Origin of the sequence: Mesorhizobium humile, from assembly GCF_033977215.1 — a bacterium.
Lineage (GTDB): Bacteria > Pseudomonadota > Alphaproteobacteria > Rhizobiales > Rhizobiaceae > Mesorhizobium > Mesorhizobium humile.
In genome coordinates this window covers 429,125-452,101 of the sequence record NZ_JAVIIV010000001.1, presented here as the reverse complement: position 1 = coordinate 452,101, position 22,977 = coordinate 429,125, and the positions used below count along the sequence as shown (strand labels likewise).

Here is a 22,977-nt window from a genome sequence, read left to right as displayed (position 1 = left end):
ATGAGAGCGGTGCGACTGGAAGCGGTGGGCAATATCGGGTTGCGCGAGGTTCCCAAGCCCGCTCCCGGACCCGAGGACGTTCTGGTGAAGATCGAGGCCTGCGGCGTCTGCGGCACCGACCGGCACCTCTTCCACGGCGAGTTTCCCTGCACGCCGCCGGTAACGCTCGGCCATGAATTCTGCGGCACCGTCGAAGCCGTCGGCGCGGCGGTGTCGGGCATTGCCGTCGGCGACCGGGTCACCGGCGATCCCAACATCGCCTGCGGGCGCTGCGCCCACTGCCATGCCGGCCGCGTCAATCTGTGCAGCAACCTCAGGGCCATCGGCATCCACCGCGACGGCGGCTTTGCCGACTATGTGCTGATGCCGCAAAGGCAGGCCTTCCGGCTGCCCGCTGGCCTCAAGCCGACGCACGGCGCCTTCTGCGAGCCGCTCGCCTGCTGCCTGCACGGCGTCGACCTTGCCGCGATCCGGCCAGGGGCGTCGGTGGTGGTGCTTGGCGGCGGCGTCATCGGCCTGCTCGTCGTGCAACTGGCAAAGCTCGCGGGCGCCGCGACCATCATCCTGTCGACCCGGCAGGCCTCGCGCCGCGCGCTTGCCGAGGAGCTCGGCGCCACCGCGACGATCGACCCGAGCGCCGGCGACCCGATCGCGGCCGTCGCCGGAGCGAACGGGCTGGCGCCCGGCGGTGCCGACGTGGTGCTGGAATGCGCCGGCGTGCGCGACACGGTTGAGCAGTCGATGCGGATGGCAAGGGCCGGCGGCACGGTCGTCATCGTCGGCGTGATGCCGCAAGGCATGAAGGTGGAAATCGAGCCGTTCGATCTTCTGTTTCGCGAATTGAAGGTGCTCGGTTCCTTCCTCAATCCGTTCACGCATGGAAGGGCAGCCCAGCTCATTGCCTCGGGCGCCATCGAGATCGACAAGCTGATTTCGAAGCAGGTCAGCCTGGAGGAAGCGCCTCAGGTGATCGCCAACCCGCCGGCGCCGGGCGAGGTCAAGGTGCTGGTGGTGCCGGGCCGAGGCTGAGCGCGGTTTTCCCTTCTCCCCTTGTGGGAGAAGGTGTCGTCGATGGCGACGGATGAGGGATGCTCCAGCTTGGCAAGGACGGTGATCCTTCCAACACTCCTCATCCGTCTCGGCGCTGCGCGCCGATCCACCTTCTCCCACAAGGGGAGAAGGCAAGGCCCGGCCTACAGCTTGCCGTTGCGCTGCTGCACCATCATGAAGGTATCGTAATTGTATTCGGCGACCTGGGCCCAGAGATAGTGCTCCTTGCGGAAGGCCTTGATCGATTCCCAGATCTTCTTGAACGGCGCGTTGTTGGATTCCATCTCGTCATAGACCTCGTTGGCCTTGTCGAAGCAGGCCGCCATGATCTCCTGGCTGAAGGGTCTCAGCTTGGCGCCGCCGGCCACCAGCCGACGCACCGCCGGCGGATTCACATAGTCGTATTTCTGCAGCATGTTGGCGTCCGCAGCCTGCGCCGCGGTGCGCACCAGGGATTTGTAGGCCGGCGAAAGTTCTTCGTATTTTGCCTTGTTGAACAGCAGGTGGACGGTCGGGCCGCCTTCCCACCAGCCGGGATAGTAATAGTAAGGCGCGACCTTGTAGAAGCCGAGCTTCTCGTCGTCATAGGGGCCGACCCATTCGGCGGCGTCGATGGTGCCCTTTTCCAGCGCCGGGTAGATATCGCCGCCGGCGATCTGCTGCGGCACCACGCCGAGCCTTTCGATGACCTTGCCGGCGAACCCGCCGATGCGCATCTTGAGGCCTTTCAGATCGGCGAGGCTGTTGATCTCCTTGCGGAACCAGCCGCCCATCTGAACGCCGGTGTTGCCGCCCGGCAGGCCGAACAACCCTTGCGCTCCGAGGAATTCGTTGAAGAGGTCGATGCCGCCGCCATGATAGTGCCAGGCGTTCATGCCGCGCGCGTTGAGCGAGAAGGGCACGGCGGCGCCCAGCGCCCAGGTGGGATCCTTGCCCCAGTAATAGTAGGCGACCGTATGCGCGGCCTCCACGGTGCCGGCGGCGGCGGCGTCGGCCGCCTGCAGGCCTGGCACCAACTCGCCCGAAGCGAAGACCTGGATCTGGAAATTGCCGTCGGTCGCCTCGGACAGCATCTTGGAGAAGACTTCGGCGCCGCCATAGATCGTGTCGAGCGACTTGGGGAAGGACGACGCAAGCCGCCACGTCACTTTCGGGTTGGACTGCGCAATGGCCGGCGTGGCGAGTGCCGCGGCCGCTGCCGCGGCGCCCACGCCGGACGCGCCGGCCTTGCGGATGAATGAACGACGATCCATGCAGTTTCCTCCCTTGCGGATCAGCTGACCGATGTCGGGACATCCTCGGTGCCCGGATCGGTTGGGGGAGAACCATACACAGGCAAGAAGTCGAGTCCAGCGCCGCGGGCCGAGGTTGCCGCCATTCCGCAACTATAGTCTAACATTCCTTTCGCTGGTCCATGCGAGGCGGCCAAACTTGCCATGGAAAAGCCGCGACGGATCGCTTATTTTGTAGGCAGAACAGTTCCTTGGCCTGATGGAAACCAAACCCAAAATGCAGCAACCGCTCGTCGCAGTCTCGACCGACGTCCGCCAGTTCGACAACTACACCTGGCATGCAGCGCCCCAGCAATATCTGGAAGCCGTGATCACGGGCGCCGGCGTGTTCCCGCTCCTGGTGCCGTCCTTCGGCGGTCGGCTCGACTTCGACGAATTGCTGTCCTCGGTCGACGGCGTCATGCTGACGGGTTCGAAATCCAACGTCCATCCGTCGCTTTACGACGGCGACCCGAGCGAGGCCAACGGTCCTTACGATCCGGCGCGCGATGCCACGACGCTGCCGCTGATCCGCAAGGCGCTCGAGCGCGGCGTGCCGCTTTTGGCCATCTGCCGCGGCATCCAGGAACTGAACGTGGCGCTCGGCGGCACGCTGGGCACCGAAATCCAGGAGCGCGAGGGCTCGCTCGACCATCGCGCGCCGGTGAGCGACAATCAGGACGAGCGCTTCGCCATCCATCAGACGATCTCGATCAAACCGGGCAGTTGCCTTGCAGGCGTGTTCGGCGCCGGCGACATCAAGGTCAACTCGCTGCACCGGCAGGGTATCGATCGGCTCGGCTCGAAACTGCAGGTCGAAGCTTTGGCCTCCGACGGCACGGTCGAAGCGGTTTCGGTCAAGGACGCCCGCGCCTTCGCTGTCGGCGTGCAATGGCACCCCGAATACTGGGTGAAGTCGGACAGCAATTCCGCCAAGATCTTCAAGGCTTTCGGCGATGCCGTACGCCTGCATGCGGCGGCAAAGGCCGGCGCACGGGCGGCGGCGGAATAGAAATGGCGGCGCTTCAAGCGCCGCCTTTCGCCAATCAGGTCAGAACTTGTAGCTGAAGCCGACCCGCACGGCGTTTGTGGTCACATGCGTCGGATACAGGAAGCCGCCATCGGTCGCCGGATTGTCGGTGAATTTGCCGAAATCGCTGTAGCGATATTCGACGCGCGTCGTCCAATTCGGTGCGAATGCATATTCGACACCTGCACCCAATGTCCAGCCGGCTTTCGTATGCGAAGAGCTGTCGCTCGTTCCGCCCTCATTGTAGTCGGTATCGAAATGGGCAACCGCCAAACCGCCTGTCGCATAAAGCAGAGCTGGCCCCATCGCATAGCCAAGGCGCGCCCGCAGCGAGCCTTGCACATCGATCTTGGTCTTGATGTTGCCGGCAAACTCCGAATCCACCGAACCTCTCATTCCCGAGGCTTCGATGTCGGCTTCGGCGCCAAGAACGAACTGATCGTAAGCCTGGTTGTAGCCGATATGAATGCCGCCTAGCACGCCGTTGCTGTTCCAAGAGTCGGCCCAGTCGGAAAAGCCAGTGACTATCTGAGAATCGTGACTGTCGACCTTTCCCCAGCCATAGCCGAGCTGGACACCGGCATAGAAGCCACTCCACTCATAAGTTGCGGGAGCAGCAGGCGAAAGCGCGTCCGCAGCGAACGCGCTGGCCGGGAACAAGGCGAGAATGGTCGAAGCGAGTAGAAAAGACTTCATTTGAGCACCCCAAAGCTGCGCCAATTTATTTGGCTTTGGGTGCAATGCCAAGACAGGCACCGGCATCGGGATATTTTCCTAGCCGAAGTTGCAAAAAGACCACGCTCGGGGTCACTGGCTGTCGTTGTTCAGCGCCAGCAGCGGCGCGGCCGGTGCGTAGGATTCGTAGCCGTCGCCATCGGCAACGCCGAAAGTGACGATCGGATCGACGCCGTTCTCGCTGAACGCGACCGAGCCGTCCGCCTGCTCGCGCCAGAATTTGACGCGCTCGATGCCGGGCATCACCTTGCGGCAGTTCGGCGCGACGGAGAGCAACGATAGTCCGTCCGAGACCGGAGCTCCCCGCTGCACGGCGCAGGCGGCTTCGTCGCCATTGGCCGTCAATCGATAGGCGCTCGATGAAGCGGTCTCGACAGCCGTGCTCCGGCCCTCGCCGCCGTACAGGACATGCGCGCCTCCGAACAACGCCGCCGACACAACCAACCCGGCAACCAGCTTCACACCACTTCTCCACACTCAATCAAATATGGAAAATGATTTCAAAGCGTTAAGCGGGAGTTAATGGGACCGCGAAAGCATTAACAAATGTGGCGAAAGCGCCTGGAACGGTTCAACGTTCCATGGGCGGAAAGCTGTTTCCACACCTTCCCCGGAATTGCCTAAAGCAGGTCGCGTGAAATGGATCACGCAACCTGCTTCAAGTTTTTGATTTTAAGCATGCCTTTGTCCCGAAACCGGGCCCATTTTCGGGAGACATGCTTTAGCCGCGCGCCTTGACGTTGATCGTCTCCGGCACGGGCGTCAGCGGCCGACGCTCGGCAAACCAGGCGACGAGATTGTCGACGCATAGATCGGCCATGGCGCGGCGCGTGTGCTCCGACGCCGAGCCGACATGCGGCAGAAGCGAGGTGTTGGGAGCGTCGAGCAGGGCCTGCGGCACGTTCGGTTCGTCGGCAAAGACGTCGAGCCCGGCGGCCGCGATGGTGCCGCTCTCGAGGGCGGCGGCAAGGGCTGCCTCATCCACCGTCGAGCCGCGGCCGATGTTGACGAAGACGCCGTTCGACCCCAGCGCCGACAGGATCCCGGCATTGATTGCCTTCTCCGTGGCGGCGCCGCCCGGGGCGATGCAGATCAGCGTGTCGACGGCTTCGGCGAGGCCTTTCAGCGTGGCATGGTATTCGTAGGACAGGCCTTCGACCTTGCGGCGGTTGTGGTAAGCGATCGGCAGGCCGAAGGCCTCAAGGCGCCGGGCGACGGCACGGCCGATGCGTCCCATGCCGAAAATGCCGACGCTGCGGCCGCGCAAGGTAAGCCGGCTCAGGCGATAATTGCCGTTCTCCACCCAGTCGCCGTCGCGCAGCCATTTCTCGGCGGCGTAGAGTTCGCGCACGGTGTTGATCAACAGGCCGATGGCGGTGTCGGCAACCTCCTCGGTCAGGACGTCGGGCGTGTTGGTGACCATGACGCCGCGCCTCGCCGCGTGATTGGCGTCGACCGAATCATAGCCGACGCCGAAGCTGGCGATAATCTCGAGATTGGGCAGCGCATCGATCATCGCCGCGTTGATGCCTGCATAGGAGGCGATGCCACGCACCGCGGCGCGCATCTCGTCCGTCACCAGCCCGGGGTCGGCGCGTTCGATCCGCACAAGCTTGAACGCCTTGTCGACGCGGCCGACGGCATGGTCGTTGAAATCGCCCGGCACCAGGATGGCGACCGGCAATCTTGCTTCGGCCCTGGTCATGCACGCTCCACCGGCTTGCCGGTGGACTGCCGCACATGCAGTTCCGGCTTGATCAGCTCCTGCGAGGGCCGCACCGCCTGCCCGTTCAGTTTGTCGAGCAAGGCGCTCGCAGCGCGGCGGCCGACCTCGCGCTGACCGTTCCAGACCGTGGTCAGGGCCGGTGTCGCGATTGCCGCCTCCTCGAGATCGTCATAGCCGGTCACGGAGATGTCGACGCCCGGCACGAGGCCGGCGCGCGCGATGCCGTTCATCAGCCCGATCGCGACAAGGTCATTCCAGCAGCAGGCAGCGGTGGGCCTGTCCTTCAGCGCCAGAAACTGCCCCGCGGCCTCGAATCCCGCCTGCTTGGTGCGCGGGCCGGAAATGCGCCAGGACGGCTTCACTTCCAGGCCGGCGGCCTCCATCGCGTTGAGATAGCCCTGGTAGCGGTCGCGGCCGGTCGAGGTCTGGTCGGTGCCGCCGACCATGGCGATGCGCTTGTGCCCCAGCGAGATCAGATGATTGGTGGCGAGCGCGGTGCCATAGGCATCGTCGCCACGGAACACCGGCACATCGGCGCCGGCGACGGTGCGCGCGATCAGCACCGCCGGCAGGCCGTTTTCCTCGGCCATGATGATGTCCTCGGCCGGCGTGCCGATGGCCGGCGACATGATGACGCCGTCGGCGCCGAGCTGCAGCAGCGTGTCGATGAAGGTGCGCTGCTTTTCGAGCTGGTCGTAATGGTTCGACAGGATGAAGGTCTGGCGACTGCGGTCGAGCTCGCTTTCGATCGAGCGCAGTATCTCGGCGAAGAACGGGTTCATGATGTCGTGCACGACGACGCCGACGATGCCGGAGCGCGAGGTGCGCAAGGAGGCGGCGCGGCGGTTATAAATATAGCCGATGGCGCGGGCGTGTTCCTTGATACGCTCGCGCGTCGTGCCGGCGACCAGCGGGCTGTCGCGCAGCGCCAGCGACACGGTTGCCGTGGAGACGCCTAGCGCATCCGCGATCGTCGAAAGCTTGATCTTCTGTGCCAGTGCCCTTCGCTCCCCAGGGTCAGGTCTTTAAATTTTTTAAAACGGCCTTATGCCACCGGATTCGGAGCAAATCAAAGTTTTTTCGCCAGTGCCTCCGCCTCGGTGTCGAGCGAGGCGGAGTTGCGGACGCGAAGCCGGTGCTCGCGGTGGATGATGTAGAGGCCGCTGGCAACGATGATGGCGGCGCCGAGCAGCGTCCAGCGATCGGGGAACTGGTGGAAGATCAGCCAGCCGGAAATGATCATCCACACCATCTGCGAATAGGGATAGGGCGCGAGCTGCGTCGTGGTGGCCAGACGATAGGCGCGGACCAGCAGATAGTGGCCGCCCGCGCCGAAGACGCCCAGCATCAGGACGACGAACCATTGAACGCCGCCATGCGGTAGCGCGTGCGAGAAGGCAAGCATCGGGGCCAGCAAGACCGACGGCGCCAGCGCCGAGAACAGGATCAGGCTTTCCGACGTTTCCGTCGCCGACATGCGGCGCGTCATGATGACGTAGAAACTGTTCGACAGCATCGAGCACAGCGCGAAGAGATGGCCGATGCCGAACACGCCCACGCCTGGCCGGGTGATGATCAGAACACCGACAAAGCCGGTGAGGATTGCCATCCATCGCCGCCAGCCGGCCCATTCGCCGAGCAGCGGACCGGCCAGCGCGGTGATGACCATCGGGCCGAAGAAATAGATCGACGTGGTCTCGGCCAGCTGCAGCGTCTTCAGCGCCAGGATGTTGAACATGGTCGAGCCGAAAAGCATGCAGCCGCGCAAAATATGCGCCGGCAGGTTGTTGGCGCGAAAACGCGCCGGCTCGCGCCAGCCGCGCAGGAAGAGGCCGACCAGCAGCACATGCACGGTGAAGCGGGTCCAGGCGACAATCAGCGCCGAGACGCCGGCCAGCACCAGAAATTTGCTGGAGGTGTCGAGGAAGGTGAAGCAGACATAGACGCAAAGCATCAGAAGCATCGCCGCGGGCGGCGTTGCGCTGTCGTCGTTGTTTTTGGGAGTGGTCAAAATCGGGCCGAAGGAAGATAGACCTCACCCTTCTGCGGCAATCGCCGCTTGCCGGCAAGCCAAAAGCGACTGGCCCAACAAGCGCGCCGGACAGGCTTAGCGCGTCCTCGCGGTCGTCATTCTAGGGCGAAGCAAGGAGCGAAGCGACGCGCGCAGACCCTAGAATCCATGCCGTGACGTCGAGGCGTTGCCACGGTGCAGAATTCTGCTCCGTTGCATTCCTTAGCCAAGGTCACGGAATGGATCCTCGAGTCTACGCGTCCGCTTCGCTCCCGCTCCGCCCGTGGATGACGAACTGGATGGCCGCGGCTAACCCCAAACGTTCGGAATAGCCTTTCCGGCGAAGGAGCATGCCAATTTCAGGCATGCATGCGAGCGCCCTTGGTGATCTTGTCGACGAGCTTTTTGTCGCCGCGCAAGGCGATCCCGACGATCTTGGCGTCGTCCGGGGCGAATTCGGCGAAGACGGCGCGGTTGGCGACGTCGTGGCCGGTCGAAAACATCTCCTCGATATAGGCGGATGTCGCGACGCCCCGCTCCAATGACCGGCGATGGATCGAGCCCAGCGTCGCCGCATCGGCCGACAGGACGATGACCGGCTGGATCGACATCGGGTTGTAGAGGTTGCCGGCACGGTCGCGATAGGGCTCGCCGATGATCTCGGGGAATTGCGCAACGATGCCGCTGGTCAGGAACGCGGTGACGTTGAGCTTCTGCCACACCGGCAGATCTTCACTCAGAACAATTGCAATTTTCGTATCGAACACCAAGATTGAGACTCCGGGACGGCCCATGACGGGCGGGGAATGCGATGGCGCAGGCTCTAGGCGCAGAAGCCAAGGAAGGTCTTGAACGTTCGTGCGCGGATACGGCCCACGGCGACCGCATCGTTTCGGCGCCGGGCGGCCTGGGCCTCGAACGCATCGAAGCGCACTTCCACGGCAACGCCTTCGAGCTGCACCGGCACGACACCTATGCCATCGGCGTGACGTTGGACGGCGTGCAGCGCTTCCATTATCGCGGCGCGCTGCGGCACAGCCTGCCGGGGCAGGCGATCGTGCTGCACCCGGACGAACTGCACGATGGCGGCGCCGGCACGGAAGACGGCCTGCGCTACCGGATCCTTTATCTGGAGCCGTCCCTGCTGCTCGACAGCCTGGATGGCGATCCGCTGCCTTTCGTCCGCGACGCCGTGGTCGACGATCCTGGCTTGCGCGACACGCTGTTGTCGGCGCTGGCGCCGCTGGACGAGGAGCTCGGCGACCTGTTCGTGGCGGATTTCGTTGCGCAGCTGGCGCAGCAGTTGAAACGCCACGCCGGACAGCCGGCAAAGTCGACGGGCAAGACGGCATGGCGCGCGGCGGCGCTTGCCCGCGACTATCTCGAGGAGAATGCCGAACGGGCGGTGCGCTCCGATGAGCTGGAAGCCGTCACCGGCATCGACCGTTATGCGCTGTCGCGCCATTTTCGCGCCACCTATTCGACCAGCCCGCATCGCTTCCTGTTGATGCGGAGACTGCAAAGGGCGCGACGCATGATTGCCGAAGGCGAGTCGCTGGCGGAGATCGCCGCGGCCGCCGGTTTCAGCGACCAGAGCCATTTCAACCGGCATTTCAAGAAGGCGTTCGGATTGACCCCGGGGCGCTGGGCAGCGCTGGTGCGCAGGCGCGACGCGTAGGCGCGATGCGCAGCATCGTCGCTAACCGCGTGACGCCTGATGATAGCGCTCAGGCGCGACGCGCAGCGTCGTCGCCCTTCCGCTGAGCCGTCGATGCTTGGGTGGTGCGTGGAGCGACGATGCTGCGCATCGCGCTTTCGGAACAATGTCGATGTGGGTGCGTGAAGCGACGATGCTGCGCATCGCGCTATGTGCTCGAGACGACGCTTACGCGTCGCTCGTTAGTGGGAACGTCTCGCGGTTGAGCGATGACGCTGCGCGTCACGCCTCATCCAGCTCCGCGTCGTCGTCCATCAGGACCAGGTCTTCGTTCGACAGGTTCGCCTCGATGCGGGCGAGCAGCTTGAACAGCGCCTTCTGGTCCTTCTTGTCGAGGCCCTTCAGCGCCTGCTTCTCGGTCTTCTTGACCGACTTCTCGATAGCGCGGATGGTTTCGCGGCCGGACTCGGTGAGGAAGATGTGGGCCTGGCGGGCATCGGCCGACGAGGCGCGCTTTTCGAGGAAACCCTGCGCCTGCAGCCGGTTGATGGTCTTGGTGATGGTCGGCGGGCGCACGCCGAGCCCGCCGGCGAGGTTGCCGGGGGTCTGGCCGTCCTCGCGGTCGAGCGCCAGCATGATCTGGTCCTGGCCGGCATAGAAGCCGTGGGCCAGAAGCCGCGCGGCGAGCGCGGTGCGCGCCAGCCTTGCCGCCGAATGCAGCCGGCTCATCGTCGCTGTCTTGTCCGCCTTGGCCATGGTCGTTCCCTCTTCGGCCGAACCGGCGCGGGCGAGCATAGAGGCTGTCCGACGGCTGGCAAATGACGATTTAAAGAGTCCGGCTTGCAGAACGCTTTGCCGGCAAGCATTGCGGTGCCCGCGCAGGTGATGCCAGATGTTTATTTCAGTTAGATGACAAACGACTTTTGCGCCGGCGAGATTCACAGCGGAAGCCGGCAAGGGCCATTGGGAGTCCACGCGGCTCGCCCGTACGGGCTGCCTCGGCCGCCGCCGATCGGTCCTCGGCGCCATGCCGGCTGAAGCGGCCGCCTGGCCTATTGGTTTGGCGCGTGCAAAAGCGCGGCACCCATCCTATATGAGGCCGACAAATCCAAGATTTTCGAGGCAAGCCATGAGCGATGCACAGACGCAAATCCCCGTAACCGTTCTCACCGGCTATCTCGGCGCGGGCAAGACGACGCTGCTCAACCGCATCCTTTCGGAGAACCACGGCAAGCGCTACGCCGTCATCGTCAACGAGTTCGGCGAGATCGGCATCGACAACGACCTGATCGTCGAATCCGACGAGGAAATCTACGAGATGAACAATGGCTGCGTGTGCTGCACGGTGCGCGGCGACCTGATCCGTGTCGTCGAAGGCCTGATGAAACGGCCCGGCCGCTTCGATGCCATCGTCGTCGAGACCACCGGTCTCGCCGATCCGGTGCCGGTGGCGCAGACCTTCTTCATGGACGACGACGTGCGCACCAAGACCAAGCTCGACGCGGTGGTGGCGTTGGTCGACGCCAAGCACCTGCCGCTGCGCTTGAAGGATTCCAAGGAGGCCGAGGACCAGATCGCCTTCGCCGACGTGGTGGTGCTGAACAAGACCGACCTCGTCAGCGCGGAAGAGCTCGAAAAGGTCGAGGCGACGGTCCGTGCCATCAACCCGGCGGCCAGGATCCATCGCACGCAGCGCTCCGGCGTGGCGCTTAGCGAAGTGCTCGACCGCGGCGCCTTCGACCTGTCGCGCGCGCTGGAGAACGATCCGCACTTCCTCGACGCGGACGACCACGATCACGACCGCCACGATCATGACCACGACCACCATCATCACGATCATGACGGGCACGATCATCACCATCACCACCATGCTTCCGACATCCATGATGTGACGGTGAAGTCGGTGTCGCTGCGCGGCGGCGAGATGGATCCGAAGAAGTTCTTCCCCTGGATTGAGAAAGTGACCCAGATGGAGGGGCCGAACATCCTGCGGCTGAAGGGCATCATAGCGCTGAAGGGCGACGAGGACCGCTACGTGCTGCAGGGCGTGCACATGATCCTCGAGGGCGACCACCAGCGCGCCTGGAAGGACGGCGAAAAACACGAAAGCCGGCTGGTCTTCATCGGCCGCGATCTCGACGCCGATCGGCTCAGGAAGAGTTTTGAAGCCTGCCAGGCGGCTTGATTCTCGCGCCCTCTTCCTTCTCCCCTTGTGGGAGAAGGTGGATCGGCGCGCAGCGCCGAGACGGTTGAGGGGTGCTCCAGCGGAGTGAGACGTTGGTGTTCCCTGGAACACCCCTCATCCGTCCGAGCTTCGCTCGGCCACCTTCTCCCACAGGGGGAGAAGGGAGAGCCGCACGCCGGCGCCCCCCCGCCCATCGCGTTTCGAGGCGGGTTGAGACCCGCAGCTCAACCGCTTATGGGGAAGGGTAGAAATCTCTTACGGATCTGTTCACATGCCCACAGTCGCCCCGCTTGATCTCGAAGGCCATTGCGTCGCGGCCGTCTTCCTCAACGACGTGCCGCATTTCGCTTTGGCCGATGGCGCGGTCCACCGGTTGGACAACGGGCAGAAGACGGTGCAGGCCAATGACGGCCTGCTCGCCGCATTTCATGATGTGGCCAACGACCGGCTGATCACCGGCGGCGAGGACGGCAAGGTGCTTGCCATCAAAGCCGGCGGCGACGTGGCGGAACTGGCGAGCGCCGGCAAAAAATGGATCACCAGCGTCGCCGCCGGACCGCAAGGCGCGATCGCCTATGCCTCCGGCAAGACCGCCTTCGTGCGTTTCGCCGACGGCAAGATCAAGGAATTTAGCCACCCGCGCTCGGTCGAGGGGTTGGCCTTCTCGCCCAAGGGCATGCGTTTCGGCGTCGCCCGCTACAATGGCGCGACGCTGCATTTCCCGGCAGCCGAAGGCAAGCCTGTCGATCTCGAATGGGCGGGCGCGCATACCGGCATCACCTTTTCGCCAGACGGCGCCTTTCTGGTCACCACCATGCAGGAGAACGCGCTGCATGGCTGGAAGCTCGCCGACGGCAAGCACATGCGCATGAGCGGCTATCCTGGCAAGGTGAAGAGCCTGTCGTGGAGCGTGAAGGGCAAATGGCTGGCAAGCTCCGGCGCGCCGGCGGCGATCGTGTGGCCGTTTCAAGCCAAGGACGGGCCGATGGGCAAGGCGCCGCTGGAGCTCGGCACGCGCGGCAACACGATGGTGACTTGCGTCGCCTGCCATCCGAGCCAGGACGTGGTGGCCATCGGCTATGAGGACGGCATGGTGATCGCGGCGCGCTTCGCCGACGCCAAGGAAGTGCTGCTGCGCCGCCCCGGCAAGGGCGCCATCACCGCCATGATGTGGGACAAGGAAGAGCGCCGCATCGTGTTCGGCAGCGCCACGGGCGATTGCGGCGTGATCGATATCACGGCATAGGCAGTAGGGAAGGGGCAGTAGGGCTTAGGCCGACGGCACCTACTGCCTACTGCCTACTGCCTACTGCCTGAAGGGGGGCTCATGCATTCAATGGACCGGATTTCCATCGGCGGCATCGACATTGCCCGCATCGCCGAACTGCGCGAAACGGAAGCGGCCGCGTTCCGCAAGGCGCGGCCGAAATCCGAGGCGAAATTGGGCAACGGCATTGCGGGTTTCCTCGGCGGCGTGCCGATGCACTGGATGACGGACTGGCCGACGCCATTCCCGATCCTGGTCGACGGCGCCAAAGGAGCCACCATCACCGATATCGACGGCAACAGGCTCGACGATTTCTGCCTCGGCGACACCGGTTCGATGCTCGGCCATTCGCCGCCGGCGGTCGCCCGCGCTATCCGCCGGCAGTCCGCCCGGGGGCTGACCTATATGCTGCCCAGCGAGGACGCGCTGGCGATCGGCACGCTCCTACAGCAACGCTTCGGCCTGCCCTACTGGCAGATCGCAACCACGGCCACCGACGCCAACCGCTTCGCGCTGCGGGTTGCCCGCGCGGTGACCGGGCGCGAGAAGATCCTGGTCTTCAACGGCTGCTATCACGGCTCGGTCGACGAGACGATGGTGCGGCTGATCGACGGCAAGCCGGTGAACAGGCCTGGATTGGCCGGCGAATTCCGCGACCTGACGCGAGCAACCAAGATCATCGAATTCAACGATATCTCTGCTTTGGAAGCAGCGCTCGCGGACCGCGACGTCGCTTGCGTCATCACCGAGCCGGTGCTGACCAATTCCTGCATGGTGTTGCCGGAACCGGGCTTCCACGACGCGCTGCGGCGCCTGACCCGTGCGGCCGGCACACTGCTGCTGATCGACGAGACGCACACGATCTCGACCGGACCCGGCGGCTATACGCGCAAGCACGGGCTGGAGCCGGACCTGTTCGTGCTCGGCAAGCCGGTGGCCGGCGGTGTGCCGGCGAGCATCTGGGGCATGAGCGAGGAAGTCGCCACCCGTTACGGTACCTACAACAGGACCAAGGAGCCCGGCTATTCCGGCATGGGCACGACGCTCTCGGCCAATCCGCTGCAATTCGCGGCGATGCGCGCCACACTGGAAGAGGTGATGACCGAGGGGGCCTATGCCCATATGGATCGGCTGGCGCGCCGGCTCGATGCGGGGCTCTCCGCCGTCATCGCGCGAAAAAAGCTGCCCTGGCATGTCGCGCGGGTCGGTGCCCGCGTCGAGTTCATCTGCGCGCCCGGGCCGCTCGGGAACGGCGGCGAGGCGGAAAAGGCGCACGCGCCCGAGCTGGAAGCGGCCATCCATGTGGCGCTGGTCAATCGCGGCGTGCTGATCGCGCCGTTCCACAACATGATGCTGATCTCGCCGGCAACGACGTCAGCGCAAGTGAGCCGGCTGATCGCCGCCTTCGCTGCGGTTGCGGCCAGGCTTACGGCGTGAGAAAAGCGGCGATGGACAATCCGCACGCCGTAACCACGTCCCCTTCCGGCTCGACGCCTGCCGAGGGGAAGGCCTTTCTCGACGCGCACCCTGAGATCGAGGCGTTCGACATCGTGCTCACCGATGCCAACGGCATCGGCCGCGGCAAGATCGTGCGCCGGCACGAGCTGATGGGCATTTTCGAGAACGGCCGGCATCTGCCCATCTCGATCCTCGGCCTGGACATCACCGGCGAGGACGTGCACGAAACCGGGCTGGTGTGGGACACCGGTGACGGCGACCTGCGCGCTTGGCCGATCCCGGGCACGCTGGTGCCGCTCTTCGGCACCAACCCGCCGCGCGGCCAGGTGCTAATGTCGATGCACCACCTCGACGGCGAGCCGATGACGTCCGACCCGCGGCTGGTGCTGGCACGGCAGGTGGAACTGCTCGCGGCACGCGGCCTGCATCCGGCCGGCGCTTTCGAGCTCGAGTTCTTCCTGCTGTCCAATGAGCGCGACGCCGACGGCAAGGTGCAGCCTGCCCGCGCGGTGCTCGACGGCCGCCGCTCGGCCAAGACCGAGGTCTATTCGGTCGACCATCTGCACGGCATGGAACCGCTGTTTTCCGACATCTACGCGGCGGCCAAGGCGCAAGGCATACCGGCCGAAACCGTCATTTCCGAATACGCGCCCGGCCAGTACGAGCTGACGCTGAACTACCGCAAGGACGTGATGCGGGCGGCCGACGACCTCGTCATGCTGAAGCGTCTGGTCAGGGCGCAGGCGCGCCGGCATGGCGTCACCGCCTGCTTCATGGCCAAGCCCATCGAGGCCTATGCCGGCTCCGGCATGCATTTCCACGTCTCGCTGCAGGACGATGCCGGCCGCAACGTGTTCACCGAGGCTGCCGGCGAAAAGTGGTCGCCAAAGCTGCTCAACGCGCTCGGCGGCCTCATCCACACCATGGCGGAATCGATGCTTGTGTTTGCGCCGCACGCCAATTCCTGGCGGCGTTTCGTCTCGCAATCCTATGCGCCGGTGGCGGCGAGCTGGGGCGTCAACAACCGCTCGGTGGCGTTGCGCGTGCCGGCGGGCGACGCCAAGAACCGCCGCATCGAGCACCGGCCGTCGGGCGTCGACGCCAATCCGTACCTGATCGCCGCGACGGTGCTGGCCGGCATCGTCAAGGGGCTCGACGAGGCCCTGGATCCCGGTCCCGAAACGACCGGCAACGGCTACGAGCAGGCACCGGAGAAGTCGACCATGCCGGCCGACTGGCGCGCCGCGATCGAGGCCGCCAGGGGCTCCGACTTCCTGAAATCGGCGCTCGGCCCCGACCTGCACCGAACCTTCGTGGCGATCAAGCAGGCGGAATATCTGCGCGTCGCGCGCACCGTCAGCGAGCTGGATTATCATCTCTACCTGCACGAGGTGTGAGGATCGGGAACCATCGTCGGTCTCGCCCATTTCAAATTCGAAAGCGGGCGAGACAGAACGATGGCAACAACACCGTCAACAACGGCCTTGCAGCGTGAAGCGGGGCGCCCAGCCAGGCGCATCCCTGCGCCGGAATCAGAGCTGACCGCCGGGGATGACGCCACCTCGATCGAAGAGGCGCGTGAGGCTGCAATGGGCTGCCGCCGCTGCCCGCTCTGGCGCGATGCGACGCAAACCGTATTCGGCGAGGGTCCGGAAAATGCCGACGTGATCTTCGTCGGCGAACAGCCCGGCGACCAGGAGGATCTGGCCGGCAAGCCATTCGTCGGGCCGGCGGGCAAGGTGTTCGACAGCATCCTCGACGATGCCGCGATCGACCGCCGCAAGGTCTATGTGACCAATGCGGTGAAACATTTCAAATTCGAGCCACGCGGCAAGCGACGCATCCACTCGAAACCCAATGCTGGCGAAATCCAGGCCTGCCGCTGGTGGCTGGGCAAGGAGCTCGACCTGATCAAGCCGAACCTCGTAGTGGCGCTCGGCGCGACGGCGGCGCAGTCGCTGCTCGGCAAGGCCGTGCCGATCACCAAGATGCGCGGCGATGTGGTCGAGCGCGAGGACGGGTTGCGCGTGTTCCTGACCATCCACCCCTCCTTCATCCTGCGCATCCGCGAGCCGGAGGACAAGGAGGCCGAACGGGAGCGGTTTTTGCAGGATATGCGGAAGGTGAGGGAGTTGATGGTCTCGTGACCGTTGTTCTGCGCGCCCAAGGAAGGGTTTAACGGACCCTCTTGTATGGAGGTCTCGCGGCCTTGGAGATTAGCCGAAACGCCCATCAGGTCGTCATCCACGGGCGGAGCAAGGAGCGAAGCGACGCGCGCAGACCCGAGGATCCATGCCGTGACTTCGACGTGTTGCAACGGTGCAGAGTTCTGCTCCACTGCACTCCTCGGCTGAGGTCACGGAATGGATTCTAGGGTCTGCGCTCGTCGCTTCGCTCCTTGCTTCGCCCTAGAATGACGATTTTGTGGGTATCCGAGCTACCTAACCAAAATCGCCCTCAAATCATTCACGTTTGTTCCAGTCGGTCCCGGCACAAACAGATCGCCCACAGCATTGAAGGCCGTCCAGGCATTGTTGCCGGCGAGCATGGCCTTGGCGTCGACCCCTACCGCACGCATGCGCGCCACGGTCGAACCGTCGGCGAAGGCGCCGGCATTGTTCTCCGAGCCGTCGATGCCGTCGGTATCAGCAGCCAGCGCGTGGATGCCGTTCACGCCATCGATGCCGATGGCGAAGGCGAGCAGGAATTCCGAGTTGCGGCCGCCTTTGCCTTTGGCGCGCAGCGTCACGGTCGTCTCGCCGCCGGAGAGGATCAGCACCGGCTTGGCGAAGGGGCGATTGCGGGTGGCCACTTCGCGCGCGATCGCGGCGTGGACGCCGCCGACCTCGCGGGCCTCGCCCTCGATCGCATCCGACAGGATGACGGCCTCGATGCCTTGCCGCTTGGCCTCGGCGGCGGCGGCTTCCAGCGACACGCCGGCCGAGGCGGTCAGGTGCACCTCATTGCCGGCAAAGCGCGGATCGTCGGGACGCGGCGCGTCGGCGGCCGGCGAATTGATATGCGCCATGACCGAGGCCGGCAGCTTCATGCCATAGGCGGCGATCGAAGTCAGCGCATCCTCGCGGCTGCCGGTGTCGGGAACGGTCGGACCCGAGGCAACCAGCGCCGGATTGTCGCCGGGGATATCGGAGACGACCAGCGACACCACCCTGGCCGGATGGGCGGCAGCGGCCAGGCGTCCGCCCTTGATGGTCGAGACATGCTTGCGGATGGTGTTCATCGCCGCGATCGGCGCGCCGGAGGCAAGCAGCGCCTCGTTGACGGCGATCTCGTCGGCAAGCGTCAATCCGGGAGCGGGCGACGGCAGCAAGGCCGAGCCGCCGCCGGAGATCAGCGCCACCACCAGATCGTCGGCGGTCAGGCCGCGCACCTTCTCCAGCAGCCGGCGCGACGCCTCGAGACCGGCGGCGTCAGGCACCGGGTGCGCCGCCTCGATGATCTCGATGCGCTCGCATCTGGCGCCATAGCCGTAGCGGGTAACGACAAGGCCGTCGATCGGACCGTCCCAGACCTTCTCGAAGGCCGCCGCCATCTGCGCCGAACCTTTGCCGGCGCCGATGACGATGGTGCGGCCCTTGGGTTTTGCCGGCAAATGGTTGCGGATCGTCTTTTCCGGGTCGGCGGCGGCGACGGCGGCGTTGAAGATCGATGTGAGGAAGCTTTTCGGGTCGGTCATTTTTCTTCCGGCGGCAGCGCCAGCCCGCTCGCGTCGATGCCAAGATGGGCGCAAAGCGCGTCGACGACGACGCCATGATCCTCCCGCTCCGGCAGGCCCGAAACGGCGATCACGCCGATGACGCCGGCGCCCTTGACGGTGACCGGGAAGCCGCCGCCGGCAAGCACATAGTCGGCAATGTCGAGGCCCTCACCGATTTTGAAGGTGCGGTCCGGGCGCTGCTGCTCGAGCACGAGGCGATAGGTGCTTCTGAGATAGCGCTTCACGACATTGATCTTGCGCCGCGCCCAGTCGGGATTGGAGGCGTTGGAACCGGGCATCGCGGCGTAGAAGAGCGGCCGGTCGAAGGTCCTGATGTCGACGATGACAGGCAGGTTTTCCTTCAGCGCCCGGTCCCTGATGGCGGAGCCGATCTTGAAGGCAGTGGCCTCGTCGAAAGCCGGGAAGACCAGCGTGGCTTCCTGTTTCTTGATCAGAGCGATGTCGTCGGCGGTGGCCATGGCGTTCCCCTGTCAAATGTCGACGCACGCTTTGGCCGATGGCTGACGCGGGGTCAAGCGAAGAGCACGTTTAATCTATGCGACAATCGCGCTCTTCGCCGGCCGCCCCGCCACATAGACCTCGCGCACGGCACGGTCGTCGCCCAGCGTCTGCAGCAGGAAGAGCTCCTCGGCCAGCGTTTCCACCGTCTCCATCCTAAGCCGCATTCCCGGCGTCGAACGGGCGTCGAGCACGACGATATCGGCGTCGGTGCCTTCATCCAGCGTGCCGACCTTGTCGGCCACCGACAGTGCCTCGGCGTTGCCGAGCGTCAGCTGCCAGAAGGACTGGAACGGGTTGAGCTTCTCGCCGTTCAGCGCGATCACCTTGTAGCCCTCGTCCATGGTGCGCAGCATCGAATAGTTCGTGCCGCCGCCGACATCCGTGGCGGCTGCGATCCTGAGCGGCGCCTCGCGGCGGCGATAGCGCTGGTAGTCGAACAGGCCGGAGCCGAGGAAGAGATTTGAGGTCGGGCAGAACACCGCCACCGAGCCCGACCGCGACAGCGCATCCGCCTCGCGCTCCGACAAGTGGATGCAGTGGCCGAACAGGCTCTTTTTGCCGAGCAGGCCGTAGTGTTCATAGACGTCGGTGTAGTCGCGCGACCAGGGATAGAGTTCCTGGGTGAAAGCGATCTCGGCGTGGTTCTCCGACAGATGCGTCTGCATGTGGAGGTCGGGATGTTCGCGGCAGAGCGCACCCGCCATCTCCATCTGCTCGGGCGAGGAGGTGATGGCGAAGCGCGGCGTGATGGCATAGAGCTGGCGGCCCTTGCCGTGCCATTCGGCGATCAGCGCCTTGCTGTCGTCATAGCCGGTTTGCGGCGTGTCGAGCACGGCGTCCGGCGCGTTGCGGTCCATCATCACCTTGCCGGCGATGTTGAGCATGTTGCGCTCATGCGATTCGGCAAAGAAGGCTTCGGCCGACGATTTGTGCACCGAGCAATAGGCAGCGACGGTCGTCGTGCCGTGGCGCAGCATCTCATCGAGGAACAGCCGCGCGATGCGGCGGCCGTGCTGCGCGTTCTGGAACTTCGACTCTTCCGGGAAGGTGTATTTGTTGAGCCAGTCGAGCAGCTCCGCGCCATAGGAGGCGATGATCTGCATCTGCGGCACATGGACATGGGCGTCGAGGAAGCCCGGCAGGATGAGATGCGGACGATGGTCAACCGTCTCGACACCGGCGCCCGCCTTCTTCAGGACCTCCGCGTAGGAGCCGGCGGCGACGATGCTGCCGTTTTCGATCAGCAGACCGCCATCCTCCTCGTAACGCCAGGCGGAATGGTCGTCTGTCGCTTCGGGCCAGCGCAGGAAAGACAGCGTGCGGCCACGCAGTAATTTCATTGTCATGCTTATTTTCCGGCGCCCTCGAACCAGGCGACCAGAAGGGCCCGTTCCTGGTCTGTTATGTGGCTGACGTTGGCGGGCGGCATGGCATGCGCCCGGCCGGCCTGGATATATATCTCGCGCGCATGTTCGGCGATGCGCTCGTCGGTATCGAGCAGCACGCCCTTCGGCGCATGATAGATACCTTCATAGACCGGCTCTTCCGTATGGCACATCGAGCAGCGGCCGAGCACGGTGTCGCGCACGGCGGGGAAATGGGCCGAGGCGATATAGACCTGCGCGGCAGCGGAGGCAGCCGAGGTCTTCGGCTCGCCGGTCAGCACCTTCGGCACGGTCGACAGCCAGATGATGATCATGAACAGCACCGCCGCGCCCAGCCAGGTCCAGGTCGGGTTGCCCTTCCTGGCATGCACGGTGTTGAAATAATGCCGGATCAGCACGCCGATGATGAAGACCAGCGAGGCGATGACCCAGTTGAACTGAGTGCCGAACGCCAGCGGATAGTGGTTCGACAGCATCAGGAACAGAACCGGCAAGGTCAGGTAGTTGTTGTGCAGCGAGCGCTGCTTGGCGATCTTGCCGTATTTCGGGTCGGGCTTGCGGCCGGCGATCAAGTCGGCGACGACGATCTTCTGGTTGGGGATGATGACCATGAAGACATTGGCCGACATGATCGTGGCGGTGATGGCGCCGAGATGCAGGAAGGCGGCGCGGCCTGTGAAGAGATGCGTCAGCCCCCAGGCGATGAAGACCAGCACGCAGTAGAGCACCAGCATCAGCCCGGTGTCGCTTTTGCCGAGCGGCGAGCGGCAGAGCAGGTCGTAGACGATCCAACCGACGCCGATTGTCGCCAGCGACAGAAGTATCCCGACCGGCACCGAGATGTTGAGCACGTTGGGGTCGATCAGGAAGAGATCGGCGCCAGCGTAATAGACCACGCAGAGCATGGCGAAGCCCGACAGCCAGGTGGCGTAGGATTCCCATTTGAACCAGGTGAGGTGCTCCGGCATCTCGGCCGGCGCCACCAGATATTTCTGGATGTGGTAGAAGCCGCCGCCATGCACCTGCCATTCCTCGCCGAAGGCGCCGGCGGGCAGGCCGGGACGCTGGCGCAGCCCAAGGTCGAGGGCGACGAAATAAAAGGACGAGCCGATCCAGGCGATGCCGGTGATGACATGCAGCCAGCGGACCGCAAAACTCAACCAGTCCCAGAAAATCGCGAAATCCGTCATTGCACTCGTCCCTGCCGATGAGAGCGACTTTACGGTCTGGCGCGCAAACGAAAAGAGGCGAGGTGCGCGATGACTTTCAAAAAAAAATGGAAAATACTAGGGTTGCTTTAAGGTGTGTAGAGATTCAGGTCAGGCCGAGCCGAAAACGGCGGGTTTCGAGAACCGGAGCGGAGCGTACCTGAAGTACGTGAGCACCGGAAGCGCAGGAACCCGACGTTTGCAAGCCGGCATCACCTGAATCTCCACACACCTTCGCGCAGCCCCATGAGAGCCACGCATGGCCTATCTCGACAACATCGCCGTATTCGTCCGTGTCGTCGAACTCGGCAATCTGTCGGCGGCGGGGCGCGACATGCGCATTTCGCCGGCGGTGGCTTCCAACCGCATCAAGGAGTTGGAGAAGCACCTGGGCGTCAGGCTCTTCAACCGCACGACCCGCCAGTTGATGCCGACCGAGCACGGCACGGTGTTCTACACCGGCGCCAAGCAGGTGCTGGACGCGATCACCGAGGCGGAAGCCGCGGTCGCGGCACTTTCCGGCCAGCCGCGCGGTACCATCAGGGTCACGGCGCCGCTCGGCCTCGGCCGGCGGCTGATCGCCTCGGGCATCCCGGATTTTCACGACAAATATCCCGATATCGAGGTGCGGCTAAGGCTCTCCGACCACAATGTCGACATCATGAAGGAAGGCATCGACGTCGCCTTCCGGCTCGGCATCATCGAGGATTCGAGCCTCAGGATGCGCGGCATCATGGAATGCGAGCGCGTGCTGGTGGCGGCGCCGAAATATCTGGAAGCGCGCGGCGAACCGGCCGAGGCGCAGGAACTGATCGGCAAGAAGCACGATTGCCTGATGCTGCGCTATGCCGGCGCGCGCGAATATGTCTGGACGCTGCAGACGCCGGGCGGCCCGCAGAAGTTCGAGGTGCACGGTCCCTACGACACCGACGACGGCGACGTTCTGACCGGCTGGGCCTTGTCCGGGCGCGGCATCATCAACAAGCCGCGTTTCGAGGTCGAGCCGTTCATCCGCGACCAGAGGCTGAAGGTGATCCTGCCGCAGACGCCGCCAACGCCCGTGCAGTTCGCAGCTGTCTATCCGCACAAGAAGCTGCAGGATCCGAAGGTGCGGCTGCTGCTCGACTTCATGGCCGAGCGCTGCCAGCGGCTTATCAAGGATATCTTGGCCGGGAAGTGATGGGCCGCTAGCGCTGCGTCGCGTCGCGATTGGCCGAAGCCTGCGTGACGTCGTCATCCACGGGCGGAGCGACGCGAAGCGGAGCGCAGACCCGAGGATCCATTCCGTGACTTTGATCGTAGGGTGCTGCGGAGCAGAATTCTGCATCGTCGCAACGTTTTGAAGTCACGGAATGGATTCTATGGTCTGCGCCGCGTCGCTTCGCTCCTTGCTCCGCCATAGAATGACGACGGGATGGGCGTTCAGGCTAATTGCCGAAGTTTATGGCCGCCAACGCAACGTTCGGGCCGTCAAGACCTCTACCTCGATGCACGCGACTGCTGGCGGGCAAGTGACGTTGCGTCGCGATTGGCCGAAGCCTCCGTGACGTCGTCATCCACGGGCGGAGCGACGCGAAGCGGAGCGCAGACCCGAGGATCCATTCCGTGACTTTGATCGTAGGGTGCTGCGGAGCAGAATTCTCACCGTCGCAACGCTTGGAAGTCACGGAATGCATTCTATGGTCTGCGCCGCGTCGCTTCGCTCCTTGCTCCGCCCTAGAATGACGACACGATGGGGCGTTCAGGCTAATCGC

21 protein-coding genes are annotated in these 22,977 nt (G+C 64.4%); 9 read left to right on the top strand and 12 right to left on the bottom strand.

Features of this window, described 5'->3' with window-relative positions; translation table 11 throughout:
* The gene (locus tag RFM52_RS02150) at positions 1-1,029 is read left to right on the top strand and encodes a zinc-dependent alcohol dehydrogenase family protein (protein WP_320294199.1); all 1,029 of its coding nucleotides are present in this window, start codon (positions 1-3) and stop codon (positions 1,027-1,029) included.
* A 164-nt stretch (positions 1,030-1,193) separates the two neighbouring features.
* Here RFM52_RS02150 and RFM52_RS02145 read toward each other — a convergent pair whose 3' ends face one another.
* On the bottom strand, positions 1,194-2,303 hold the full coding sequence (locus RFM52_RS02145; protein WP_320294198.1) for a TRAP transporter substrate-binding protein: 1,110 nt from the start codon (positions 2,301-2,303) through the stop codon (positions 1,194-1,196).
* Positions 2,304-2,559: 256 nt separating this feature from the next.
* On the opposite strand from RFM52_RS02145, the gene RFM52_RS02140 reads away from it, so the two are divergent.
* Positions 2,560-3,333 carry a gamma-glutamyl-gamma-aminobutyrate hydrolase family protein gene (locus RFM52_RS02140; RefSeq protein ID WP_320294197.1) on the top strand — a complete coding sequence of 258 codons (774 nt, stop codon included), beginning with the start codon at positions 2,560-2,562 and terminating at the stop codon, positions 3,331-3,333.
* A 39-nt stretch (positions 3,334-3,372) separates the two neighbouring features.
* Here the strand turns inward: RFM52_RS02140 and RFM52_RS02135 are convergent, their stop codons facing one another.
* The 6 genes from RFM52_RS02135 to RFM52_RS02110 all read right to left on the bottom strand — a co-directional run bounded on the left by RFM52_RS02135 (position 3,373) and on the right by RFM52_RS02110 (position 8,590).
* Positions 3,373-4,113 (bottom strand): outer membrane protein, encoded by a 741-nt coding sequence (locus RFM52_RS02135; protein WP_320294196.1) that lies wholly within the window; start codon positions 4,111-4,113, stop codon positions 3,373-3,375.
* A gap of 45 nt (positions 4,114-4,158) precedes the next feature.
* Positions 4,159-4,548, bottom strand: coding sequence for a hypothetical protein (locus RFM52_RS02130; RefSeq protein ID WP_320294195.1), 390 nt, complete (start codon positions 4,546-4,548; stop codon positions 4,159-4,161).
* 259 nt (positions 4,549-4,807) lie between these two features.
* Positions 4,808-5,791 (bottom strand): 2-hydroxyacid dehydrogenase, encoded by a 984-nt coding sequence (locus RFM52_RS02125; protein WP_320294194.1) that lies wholly within the window; start codon positions 5,789-5,791, stop codon positions 4,808-4,810.
* Positions 5,788-6,810, bottom strand: a complete 1,023-nt coding sequence (locus RFM52_RS02120; RefSeq protein WP_320294465.1) for a LacI family DNA-binding transcriptional regulator — start codon at positions 6,808-6,810, stop codon at positions 5,788-5,790. Before RFM52_RS02120 ends, RFM52_RS02125 begins: the two co-directional genes overlap by 4 nt.
* 71 nt (positions 6,811-6,881) lie before the next feature.
* Positions 6,882-7,766 (bottom strand): DMT family transporter, encoded by an 885-nt coding sequence (locus RFM52_RS02115; RefSeq protein WP_320294464.1) that lies wholly within the window; start codon positions 7,764-7,766, stop codon positions 6,882-6,884.
* A gap of 416 nt (positions 7,767-8,182) precedes the next feature.
* Positions 8,183-8,590, bottom strand: a complete 408-nt coding sequence (locus RFM52_RS02110) for a DUF2000 family protein (protein WP_320294193.1) — start codon at positions 8,588-8,590, stop codon at positions 8,183-8,185.
* Positions 8,591-8,634: 44 nt separating this feature from the next.
* Here RFM52_RS02110 and RFM52_RS02105 point away from each other — a divergent pair, with 44 nt between their 5' ends.
* Positions 8,635-9,501 carry an AraC family transcriptional regulator gene (locus RFM52_RS02105; protein WP_320294192.1) on the top strand — a complete coding sequence of 289 codons (867 nt, stop codon included), beginning with the start codon at positions 8,635-8,637 and terminating at the stop codon, positions 9,499-9,501.
* A 261-nt stretch (positions 9,502-9,762) separates the two neighbouring features.
* Here the strand turns inward: RFM52_RS02105 and RFM52_RS02100 are convergent, their stop codons facing one another.
* Complete coding sequence (locus tag RFM52_RS02100) at positions 9,763-10,236, bottom strand: MarR family winged helix-turn-helix transcriptional regulator (protein ID WP_320294463.1); 474 nt, start codon at positions 10,234-10,236, stop codon at positions 9,763-9,765.
* A 373-nt stretch (positions 10,237-10,609) separates the two neighbouring features.
* On the opposite strand from RFM52_RS02100, the gene RFM52_RS02095 reads away from it, so the two are divergent.
* From RFM52_RS02095 to RFM52_RS02075, 5 genes are all read left to right on the top strand, one after another.
* The gene (locus RFM52_RS02095; protein WP_320294191.1) at positions 10,610-11,665 is read left to right on the top strand and encodes a CobW family GTP-binding protein; all 1,056 of its coding nucleotides are present in this window, start codon (positions 10,610-10,612) and stop codon (positions 11,663-11,665) included.
* A 271-nt stretch (positions 11,666-11,936) separates the two neighbouring features.
* Positions 11,937-12,911 carry a WD40 repeat domain-containing protein gene (locus tag RFM52_RS02090; RefSeq protein ID WP_320294190.1) on the top strand — a complete coding sequence of 325 codons (975 nt, stop codon included), beginning with the start codon at positions 11,937-11,939 and terminating at the stop codon, positions 12,909-12,911.
* An 81-nt stretch (positions 12,912-12,992) separates the two neighbouring features.
* Positions 12,993-14,369: an aspartate aminotransferase family protein gene (locus tag RFM52_RS02085; protein WP_320294189.1), complete on the top strand. Its 1,377-nt coding sequence runs from the start codon at positions 12,993-12,995 to the stop codon at positions 14,367-14,369.
* 11 nt (positions 14,370-14,380) lie between these two features.
* Positions 14,381-15,787, top strand: a complete 1,407-nt coding sequence (locus RFM52_RS02080) for a glutamine synthetase family protein (RefSeq protein WP_320294188.1) — start codon at positions 14,381-14,383, stop codon at positions 15,785-15,787.
* Between the two features lie 60 nt (positions 15,788-15,847).
* Positions 15,848-16,537 (top strand): UdgX family uracil-DNA binding protein, encoded by a 690-nt coding sequence (locus RFM52_RS02075; protein ID WP_320294187.1) that lies wholly within the window; start codon positions 15,848-15,850, stop codon positions 16,535-16,537.
* A 290-nt stretch (positions 16,538-16,827) separates the two neighbouring features.
* Here RFM52_RS02075 and RFM52_RS02070 read toward each other — a convergent pair whose 3' ends face one another.
* The 4 genes from RFM52_RS02070 to RFM52_RS02055 form a co-directional block, all read right to left on the bottom strand.
* Positions 16,828-18,087, bottom strand: a complete 1,260-nt coding sequence (locus tag RFM52_RS02070; RefSeq protein ID WP_320294186.1) for a glycerate kinase type-2 family protein — start codon at positions 18,085-18,087, stop codon at positions 16,828-16,830.
* A complete protein-coding gene (locus RFM52_RS02065) occupies positions 18,084-18,587 on the bottom strand; it encodes a heme-degrading domain-containing protein (RefSeq protein ID WP_320294185.1) in 504 nt (167 codons plus the stop codon). The genes RFM52_RS02070 and RFM52_RS02065 overlap by 4 nt, the downstream gene beginning before the upstream one ends.
* A 75-nt stretch (positions 18,588-18,662) precedes the next feature.
* On the bottom strand, positions 18,663-19,976 hold the full coding sequence (gene guaD, locus RFM52_RS02060) for a guanine deaminase (protein ID WP_320294184.1): 1,314 nt from the start codon (positions 19,974-19,976) through the stop codon (positions 18,663-18,665).
* A 2-nt stretch (positions 19,977-19,978) separates the two neighbouring features.
* Positions 19,979-21,205, bottom strand: coding sequence for a urate hydroxylase PuuD (locus RFM52_RS02055; protein WP_320294183.1), 1,227 nt, complete (start codon positions 21,203-21,205; stop codon positions 19,979-19,981).
* A 277-nt stretch (positions 21,206-21,482) separates the two neighbouring features.
* Between RFM52_RS02055 and RFM52_RS02050 the strand changes: the two genes are divergently transcribed.
* On the top strand, positions 21,483-22,403 hold the full coding sequence (locus tag RFM52_RS02050; RefSeq protein WP_320294182.1) for a LysR family transcriptional regulator: 921 nt from the start codon (positions 21,483-21,485) through the stop codon (positions 22,401-22,403).
* Positions 22,404-22,977 lie beyond the last annotated feature (574 nt).

What these genes read in the sequence shown, in the direction of transcription:
- RFM52_RS02150 (WP_320294199.1), top strand. Translation starts at nt 1, where the DNA reads ATGAGAGCGGTGCGACTGGAAGCGGTGGGCAATATCGGGTTGCGCGAG.
- RFM52_RS02145 (WP_320294198.1), bottom strand. Translation starts at nt 2,303, where the DNA reads ATGGATCGTCGTTCATTCATCCGCAAGGCCGGCGCGTCCGGCGTGGGC.
- RFM52_RS02140 (WP_320294197.1), top strand. Translation starts at nt 2,560, where the DNA reads ATGCAGCAACCGCTCGTCGCAGTCTCGACCGACGTCCGCCAGTTCGAC.
- RFM52_RS02135 (WP_320294196.1), bottom strand. Translation starts at nt 4,113, where the DNA reads ATGCCGGTGCCTGTCTTGGCATTGCACCCAAAGCCAAATAAATTGGCG.
- RFM52_RS02125 (WP_320294194.1), bottom strand. Translation starts at nt 5,791, where the DNA reads ATGACCAGGGCCGAAGCAAGATTGCCGGTCGCCATCCTGGTGCCGGGC.
- RFM52_RS02115 (WP_320294464.1), bottom strand. Translation starts at nt 7,766, where the DNA reads ATGCTTTGCGTCTATGTCTGCTTCACCTTCCTCGACACCTCCAGCAAA.
- RFM52_RS02105 (WP_320294192.1), top strand. Translation starts at nt 8,635, where the DNA reads ATGGCGCAGGCTCTAGGCGCAGAAGCCAAGGAAGGTCTTGAACGTTCG.
- RFM52_RS02100 (WP_320294463.1), bottom strand. Translation starts at nt 10,236, where the DNA reads ATGGCCAAGGCGGACAAGACAGCGACGATGAGCCGGCTGCATTCGGCG.
- RFM52_RS02095 (WP_320294191.1), top strand. Translation starts at nt 10,610, where the DNA reads ATGAGCGATGCACAGACGCAAATCCCCGTAACCGTTCTCACCGGCTAT.
- RFM52_RS02090 (WP_320294190.1), top strand. Translation starts at nt 11,937, where the DNA reads ATGCCCACAGTCGCCCCGCTTGATCTCGAAGGCCATTGCGTCGCGGCC.
- RFM52_RS02085 (WP_320294189.1), top strand. Translation starts at nt 12,993, where the DNA reads ATGCATTCAATGGACCGGATTTCCATCGGCGGCATCGACATTGCCCGC.
- RFM52_RS02080 (WP_320294188.1), top strand. Translation starts at nt 14,381, where the DNA reads ATGGACAATCCGCACGCCGTAACCACGTCCCCTTCCGGCTCGACGCCT.
- RFM52_RS02075 (WP_320294187.1), top strand. Translation starts at nt 15,848, where the DNA reads ATGGCAACAACACCGTCAACAACGGCCTTGCAGCGTGAAGCGGGGCGC.
- RFM52_RS02070 (WP_320294186.1), bottom strand. Translation starts at nt 18,087, where the DNA reads ATGACCGACCCGAAAAGCTTCCTCACATCGATCTTCAACGCCGCCGTC.
- RFM52_RS02065 (WP_320294185.1), bottom strand. Translation starts at nt 18,587, where the DNA reads ATGGCCACCGCCGACGACATCGCTCTGATCAAGAAACAGGAAGCCACG.
- guaD (WP_320294184.1), bottom strand. Translation starts at nt 19,976, where the DNA reads ATGACAATGAAATTACTGCGTGGCCGCACGCTGTCTTTCCTGCGCTGG.
- RFM52_RS02055 (WP_320294183.1), bottom strand. Translation starts at nt 21,205, where the DNA reads ATGACGGATTTCGCGATTTTCTGGGACTGGTTGAGTTTTGCGGTCCGC.
- RFM52_RS02050 (WP_320294182.1), top strand. Translation starts at nt 21,483, where the DNA reads ATGGCCTATCTCGACAACATCGCCGTATTCGTCCGTGTCGTCGAACTC.